The 6,183-nt window shown below is 28.4% G+C and carries 10 protein-coding genes; 7 read left to right on the forward strand and 3 right to left on the reverse strand.

From position 1 onward, the window contains the following. Nucleotides 1–529: 529 nt before the first annotated feature. Nucleotides 530–901: a hypothetical protein gene (locus ACZ2V4_RS11425; RefSeq protein ID WP_490514919.1), complete on the reverse strand. Its 372-nt coding sequence runs from the start codon at nt 899–901 to the stop codon at nt 530–532. A 162-nt stretch (nt 902–1,063) separates the two neighbouring features. On the opposite strand from ACZ2V4_RS11425, the gene ACZ2V4_RS11430 reads away from it, so the two are divergent. Further along, nucleotides 1,064–1,156 (forward strand): type I toxin-antitoxin system Fst family toxin, encoded by a 93-nt coding sequence (locus ACZ2V4_RS11430; protein ID WP_157819867.1) that lies wholly within the window; start codon nt 1,064–1,066, stop codon nt 1,154–1,156. Between the two features lie 118 nt (nt 1,157–1,274). Here the strand turns inward: ACZ2V4_RS11430 and ACZ2V4_RS11435 are convergent, their stop codons facing one another. Further along, nucleotides 1,275–1,484, reverse strand: coding sequence for a hypothetical protein (locus tag ACZ2V4_RS11435; RefSeq protein WP_490514920.1), 210 nt, complete (start codon nt 1,482–1,484; stop codon nt 1,275–1,277). A gap of 191 nt (nt 1,485–1,675) precedes the next feature. Between ACZ2V4_RS11435 and ACZ2V4_RS11440 the strand changes: the two genes are divergently transcribed. The 5 genes from ACZ2V4_RS11440 to ACZ2V4_RS11460 all read left to right on the forward strand — a co-directional run bounded on the left by ACZ2V4_RS11440 (nt 1,676) and on the right by ACZ2V4_RS11460 (nt 5,122). Then, nucleotides 1,676–2,287 (forward strand): DUF536 domain-containing protein, encoded by a 612-nt coding sequence (locus ACZ2V4_RS11440; protein WP_490514921.1) that lies wholly within the window; start codon nt 1,676–1,678, stop codon nt 2,285–2,287. Between the two features lie 69 nt (nt 2,288–2,356). After that, entirely contained in the window at nt 2,357–2,989 is a 633-nt protein-coding gene (locus ACZ2V4_RS11445) for a hypothetical protein (protein WP_490514922.1), read from the forward strand. Nucleotides 2,990–3,025: 36 nt separating this feature from the next. Further along, the gene (locus ACZ2V4_RS11450) at nt 3,026–3,655 is read left to right on the forward strand and encodes a hypothetical protein (RefSeq protein WP_490514923.1); all 630 of its coding nucleotides are present in this window, start codon (nt 3,026–3,028) and stop codon (nt 3,653–3,655) included. Nucleotides 3,656–3,903: 248 nt separating this feature from the next. Further along, nucleotides 3,904–4,422 (forward strand): HD domain-containing protein, encoded by a 519-nt coding sequence (locus tag ACZ2V4_RS11455; RefSeq protein ID WP_490514924.1) that lies wholly within the window; start codon nt 3,904–3,906, stop codon nt 4,420–4,422. A 133-nt stretch (nt 4,423–4,555) separates the two neighbouring features. After that, nucleotides 4,556–5,122, forward strand: a complete 567-nt coding sequence (locus tag ACZ2V4_RS11460; protein WP_101143102.1) for a tyrosine-type recombinase/integrase — start codon at nt 4,556–4,558, stop codon at nt 5,120–5,122. A 34-nt stretch (nt 5,123–5,156) separates the two neighbouring features. Here the strand turns inward: ACZ2V4_RS11460 and ACZ2V4_RS11465 are convergent, their stop codons facing one another. Next, the gene (locus ACZ2V4_RS11465) at nt 5,157–5,651 is read right to left on the reverse strand and encodes a tubby C-terminal domain-like protein (protein ID WP_101143103.1); all 495 of its coding nucleotides are present in this window, start codon (nt 5,649–5,651) and stop codon (nt 5,157–5,159) included. Between ACZ2V4_RS11465 and ACZ2V4_RS11470 the strand changes: the two genes are divergently transcribed. Further along, the gene (locus ACZ2V4_RS11470; RefSeq protein WP_232751072.1) at nt 5,642–5,992 is read left to right on the forward strand and encodes an HlyD family secretion protein; all 351 of its coding nucleotides are present in this window, start codon (nt 5,642–5,644) and stop codon (nt 5,990–5,992) included. The two genes, ACZ2V4_RS11465 and ACZ2V4_RS11470, sit on opposite strands and share 10 nt — an antisense overlap. Nucleotides 5,993–6,183: the final 191 nt, after the last annotated feature.

Below are 6,183 nucleotides of genomic sequence, written 5' to 3' on the forward strand. Positions count from 1 at the left end.
CATTCGTCATTTTTTACGCCACTCCGTGCCGAAGTGATGTGATGTATCGGTTCAGACTGCTCCCTATTCGGTCGCAGCCATTCACACGATTGTTGTAAATCCAAATGACTCACTATTCGCTCACATTTGAGATTAACAACAGCCATCACATCACAAGAACACAAAACATTTATGTCCAATTGTTCTATCACTACGCTTATCTCAATTATACCATAAATTGTACAAAAAATGTTTTGGTCAAGCAGTGCGAATGTATACATTTGCTTCGCAAAGTCTCATCCACCTCCTTGTAAGGGAAAAGCTTTTCCCTTAACCCTTTCGTCTTATATCATCGTCTATTTCTTCGAAATATACAGATGATATGAAATACAAAGATCCATCCAAACATCACATGATGTTTGGATGGATTCTTGTAGAAAATATCTCCAATTGATTTGAATACGCTGACTCCTTTCGTCATCCTATTCCAATCAATTCGATACAAAAGATACTGTATACTCGTATCTTTTGTAAGACTGGTTATCACAGTTTAGCCCTTCGTTCTAAACTGTGATAACCAGTTTGTTAACCCCTTAAGATCACTCACGTGCCAGTAGCCTCTTGAATCGTCCATTGCATCCGCAATCCCATTCAGTGTCTTCTTTAATTGATTGAGTTCTTCCTGAACTGCTTTCAATTCATTCAGCTCACTTCCTGATTGATCCTTATGTGAAATGACATAATTCTTCTTAAATTCATCTAACGAGATAAATTTACCATTCTCTTTTCTTGGGAAGTCTTTACCAAAAACTGCTTTTAAGGTCTGAAGTTCTTTCTTATCTTTTTCACGCTTTTCTTTTAATAGTTGTTTCTTTTTTTCTTCTAACGCTTGTAGTTCTTTTTCATAATCAATATTTGTCATCGTATATCCTCCTGATGTTTATCGTTCTCCTTATTATGCCACGTGTTTTTGAGAGATAAAATGGATAAGGTAAGCACTATAGAAGAAACCATAGTAATTCGGTATAATGAGTACGCCGTCTTTACTTCCATAGGCGAGATCTTATGGAAGGAGGTGATCTCCATGGACTATATCCTTGTAAATATAGTTGCGCCGATTGTTGTCGGTGTTGTCCTTGCGTTGTTTTCTCACTGGTTAGATCAGCGTAAGTCGTAAGACGGCATACCAGCACCTAAAAAACCCCCTAACTGTTCCAGCAGTCAGGGGGTTCGGTGTTTCCATGGAACTAATCCTTGTTAAGTTCATTATATATCATCTAGTTTTCTTTGTAAAACTAATCAATGACATAGATATACTTTACAGCATGTTTAAATATCGTTATTTCTCGTCCATCTTCTGTTTCGATAATGATCTCATACTGTGGTGCAAATAAATATGTTCCAGTGATAGCTTTTCCGTCAGTAAAAACAACTTTAATCTTTTCACCTTTGCGATGATAAAAACCAAACTTTCTTTTTGTTTCTTCTTTAATTTCTTCAGACATTGTAATCACCTCATAATTTATTATTTATATAGCTATTATATTTGAATTTATTGATTTTATACACTGTTTATATACTTACTTATATAAAACATATAATCAATTTTATGAAATGTATAACCTGTTATATAAGTATTGCTATATCAGGTATAATGAATGTATATGAGAATATATAATATAAAAGGAGAGTATAAATGAATTATTCACTTAAGGAATTGTCTGAAAGGTTTTCAGTCACTAAAATGACGGTATTAAATCATGCTAGAAGACTAAATATAGAATTAGAAAAAGTAGATAATGCACTGGTTATTACTAATGAACAAGCATTTAAGATAGGAGAGAGTATTAATAATCAAAAACCATTAGATGAAAAATTAAATTTAGAAACCATTTTTGACGTCATAGATCAAGATATTAAAAATAATGATGATCAAGAGGACGTTAAAGATAGAGAGTTGCAAGATGATATAATTAATCTTTTGAAGCAGCAATTAGAAGATAAAGAAAAGCAAATATCCTTTTTAGAAAATCAAATGAACGTTAAAGATACTCAAATTAATAAATTAAATGAAACATTAGATAATCAGCAGAAATTACTCCATAATCAACAATCACTGGCATTGCAGAGTAATGAAAAGATAAAAGTATTAGAGATAGAATTGAATGAGATTAAAGAAGACAATCAAGACGATAGTGTACAAAATACAATAGCTAATGATAATAAAGTCGACAACTTCTATAATGATTTAAAGGAAGATAGACAATCAGATAATAAAGGATTTTTAAGTAGGTTATTTAAAAGATGATTAAATATAAATTTCTTGAAAGTAAATCAAAAATTGAGAGATTAAAACACTAAGAATGGAGATGGCTATTTGGATAAATTAAGCGAAAAAGAATTAAATATTATTAAGGATTCGGAAGAGATAAAAAAATATCCTTCATTACTATCTTATGTTAATCAGAATAAGATAGTTTCATTTACAAAAGGGCAATTAGATAACGCTCCTAAAAATATAAAAGATGAAATTTCCCAATATGGATCTGCCATTTTAAATAATGCGAGGACTGAATATGCATTCGCAAATGAGAGTAGGTACATAGAAGAAGACTATCAATGTGAACTGTGTGGAAATACTCAGGTGAAAATCGTTTTTTTAGTAAAGAATAAGATAAATGGAAACCAATTTTGGGTAGGCTCTACATGTGTTAATGAATTTGGTTTTGATAAAAATATAGATTTTGTTAATGTTGAATTAGAAAAAGTATTCAATAAAGAAGTAACAAATTACAAAGAATTGATAGCGGACGTTATTACACCAATAATTATTCCTTCTAACCTTTTAAATAAGTTTGATGAGATGAGAAAGAAATTAGTTAATGATAAAAAAGACTTTGTTAAAAATAACTCTAAGTCTATAAGCAAAATTAAGAAAACTGCAAAAAATATGGAGAATATACGGCATGAAATTACGGAATATATTAACACACATCGAGATAGAGATTAGATAGCAAATACTGAAGTTTTAACTTGGTATGATAATTTGAGTGAGGATAACCCTATCAAGAAGGAATCGGAAAAATCGATAGATAGATTACTAACTCATGGTAAGTTTAATGTTGATGATATTTCGTATATTCAAGAGAAAAATCATCGAACAAAAGTGAGAGAACTATTTATAAATTTAAACAATAACAAAGCGTATTTCTTTTCAATAAATAAAGATCAGTTATTGTTAACGTTAGAATATAAGCAAACAAAAATTCATTATGACATTGAAGAAAGTGAACTTTATGAACACTATAAAAAACAATTATATTATGGTAAACCAATCATACTAAATGAGAATATTTCTAGATTTACAAAAGTGATGTTACAAAATTCAAATCTGCAAAACTTCTTTCATCTATGTGATCCATCGAATTCAATCGAGTCCTTTAACATGAATGACAACTGTATCTTTGTGAATGCTGATAAAGAATTTATATATAAGTTAGATGATGCACAAGAATGTATTAGATTTTTAAAAACAGATATGAATATAAATAACTATATAAATACTTTAAAACCACCATTAAAAGTAAAAAAAGAAAAGTTTAATGATCATCAAATATCTTTAGGTTCATATAAAGATAGAACGATTTTAAATAAAATATCAGGAATAAATTATTGATAGTTGAATGCACTCACATATTAACTTTGTGAGTGCATTTATTTTTATTTGTCTGATTAAGTAACACAATGGTAATTTAGTTACTTCATAAAAAAGAAAGGTAATTATGTTATATGATAAAAATCGTAAACAGATAGGATTATTTTTATATCTGAAATAGTGTATCATGTATATATTATTTAATTAAAGATTTGGATAATAGCTATTTAAAATGCTGTTTTCATATAAATCATAATTAGGAGACAAATATGAATAATGAATTAATAAATAAGGCTTTATTGTTTACAGCAGGACATTTTAATAATTCATTACATAATTTTGGTAAACCTGTATATTTTCATTGTTTAAATGTTATGTATAAAGCAATTGAAATGAAATATAGCGAGGAAATTATTTTAGGAGCTATAATGCATGATTTATTAGAAGATACTTTATGCACGAAACAAGAAATTTCAGAAACATTCAGCAAAAGACTAGCTGACTTAGTACAAGCTTTGTCTTTTAACGATTCGATTAGCGATAAACTGGAAAAGAATATTGATACAATAAATAGAAGTGCTAAGTTTGGTAAAGAAGCTCTAATCATAAAATGTTTAGATGTTGCAGATAATTCAGATTATTATCATTTATCGAGCGAAGATAATAAAATGTATTTAACAAAAAAATGTGATTATCTTTTAAAAACATGTGATAAATATATATCGAAAGAACCAGCATATATTTATTTAAAACAAAGATTGGAAATGAACAGTATAAATTTGGATTGAATTTTATGTAACACAATATAAATTATGTTACATACAAAACCCCAGCACAAAAGGGGTTTATTTTTATGCCTGAAATAATGTATCATAGTGATATCAATACGTACATTATACGTATCATATAGGAGTGATTTGGATGAACAGCGTAGAACCGATTCGAGACGTGAAAAAGATACAGGAGATGAAAGAGGCGCTCGCTTACTATGGATCGGAACGCGACGTTTTTCTGTTTAATCTCGGAATTAACTGTGGCCTGAGAGTGAGCGATATGTTGGGACTGAAGAAAAAAGATATTAAAGATTATATAATAAAATTAAGAGAGCAGAAAACCCGTAAACAAAAACAAATCCCCCTTTATCATCTAAAGGAGGATATTGATCGTTATATTCAGTTCTTAGAGGACGAAGATTATCTGTTTAAAAGTAATAAACTCAATTCTGAGGGTAATGATAAACCGATTAGCCGTGTACAAGCCTATAGAATACTCAACCATTCAGCAAAAGCAATCGGATTAAGTGAAATCGGTACACATTCAATGCGAAAAACGTTTGGTTACCATTACTACAAGAAAACGAAAGATGTCGCTTTATTAATGGATTTATTTAATCATTCTTCTCAATCTGTTACTCTTAAATACATAGGAATAAACCAAGATGCTATTAATGAAACCATTAGTATGATTATGAAAGAGATGTATATTTAACATTATAAATGACGTCATCTTAATATTGTATATCTCATACTCTATTACTAAAAGCATGAGATATACCTAATAATAGGAATACTAATGAGTCGAAAGAAGAATCCAAAATTTCTAAACTGCAAATTTCATCTCTATTTTTCCAAATAGATAATGGTTTATTTTCATTATCCATAATAATGCAATATCTATTAGAGTCTAATTTTACGTAAAAATTTTTATTATCATATTTAAAACTAGCTGTTTCTTCCCACATATTATCATAATTCAATATTATATTTTGATTTTGATAACAACATTTAATATTTTTTTTTGTAACAATTGTATTTAAATATTCAGATTTGAATACAATATTTTTATTAGTATGATCCTTAATTGTAAAAGAAGTGTAAAAACCACCTTGTATAATTATATCTATTAATTTAACTAAAATATTTGAATACGTTTTATTAATATAACCTACTATTTTTCCATTCGAACTAATAACTCTCTGTTTTTGATTCAATATATCTAATGCATTATATGTTATCATTTTTTCCTCCTAATGTATTATATCAAATCTATAAAAGTAAGGATAAAGAAATTATTGTATATGTTACTAGCGAAGACATTTTAAATTTGAATAATACACAAAAAGTGTCCATCAGATTTAAAACGAAAAAAGAAGAATTTTATTTGAAGGGTAAAGTTAAATATATTTCAAATTTCCCTGAAGAAACAAAAAATAATGAAACATTTTATAAGGTAAAAATTACATTAAAAGATAAATTGCCCAAACAACTTGAAAATGTATATTACCTTAAAGGCACCTCATATATTGAACTAGAAAAAGAGACAATTGCTCAATATCTGTATCGTAAAATAAAAGAATAAACAAATCAAAATAGGAAATTTCCTATTTTGATTTGCTATTTGTCTGTAATAGTTATACAATTTAAATAACTTAATTGAACGTAAAAAGAACATTCAGCATTAATAACTGTTCGCGCAGTTATTAATCGCTTACCGATCGCGTACATCGGCAAACACTTTAGAATGTTCCTTAAACTCTTCTTATAAGATTA

The sequence above is a fragment of the Macrococcus sp. CoH-51_TC_04 genome (assembly GCF_058188655.1).